Genomic DNA, 920 nt, shown 5'->3' with positions numbered 1-920 from the left:
AGCGAGGCCCGGAGGGCCGATTCGGCTTCGGGGACAAAGGAAACGTCTCGTCCACGAAGTGAGCGGCTCAGCGGAAGCCAGCTGAGCGGCATACGAACTACAAGCGAGGAAACCACATGGTGCAGATCTCAGAGTCGGTCGAGCAGGCGGTCGCCGACATCCCCGACGGGGCAACGGTCCTCATCGGGGGGTTCGGGCCGGCCGGGCAGCCGGTCGAGCTCATCGAGGCGCTCGTGCGGGGCGGCGCGACCGGCCTGACGGTCGTCAACAACAACGCCGGCAACGGCGACGTCGGGCTCGCGGCCCTCATCGCGGCCGGTCGGGTGCGCAAGATCGTCTGCTCGTTCCCGCGGCAGCACGACAGCCACCACTTCGACGCGAAGTACCGCTCCGGCGAGATCGAGCTCGAGCTCGTGCCGCAGGGCAACCTCGCCGAGCGGATCCGGGCCGCAGGGGCAGGGATCGGCGCGTTCTTCACGCCGACGGGCTACGGCACCCCGCTCGCGGAGGGCAAGGAGGTGCGCGAGATCGACGGCCGCCACTACGTGCTCGAGTATCCGATCCGCGCCGACTACGCCCTCATCAAGGCCTACCAAGGTGACGAGGCGGGCAACCTCGTCTACCGCAAGACCGCCCGCAACTTCGGCCCCGTCATGGCGACCGCCGCCACGACGACCATCGCCCAGGTGCACGAGCTGCTGCCCCTCGGTGGTATCGACCCGGAGGCCGTCGTGACCCCGGGCATCTACGTCAACAGGCTCGTCGTCGTGCCGCGTGAAGCGGCCGCCGAGCCGGAGGAGGGACAGTGAGCCAGGCCGCACCCGCCAAGAGCTACGAGGGGCGACTCGACCGCAACGCGCTCGCCGAGGTCGTCGCCCGAGACATCCCGCACGGCGCCTACGTCAACCTCGGCATCGGCC

Annotated in this window: 1 protein-coding gene; it reads left to right on the top strand. The window is 69.9% G+C overall.

Annotation, left to right across the window (positions count from 1 at the left end; genetic code table 11):
* Positions 1-116: 116 nt before the first annotated feature.
* Positions 117-809, top strand: coding sequence for a 3-oxoacid CoA-transferase subunit A (locus N864_RS22715; RefSeq protein WP_034722941.1), 693 nt, complete (start codon positions 117-119; stop codon positions 807-809).
* Positions 810-920 lie beyond the last annotated feature (111 nt).

This window comes from Intrasporangium chromatireducens Q5-1 (genome assembly GCF_000576575.1).
In the GTDB taxonomy this organism is placed as follows: Bacteria; Actinomycetota; Actinomycetes; order Actinomycetales; family Dermatophilaceae; genus Intrasporangium_A; species Intrasporangium_A chromatireducens.
This window is presented reverse-complemented; position numbering and strand designations above follow the sequence as displayed.

Excerpts from the sequence above, each read along its gene's own strand:
- N864_RS22715 (WP_034722941.1), top strand. The coding sequence starts at position 117 with ATGGTGCAGATCTCAGAGTCGGTCGAGCAGGCGGTCGCCGACATCCCC.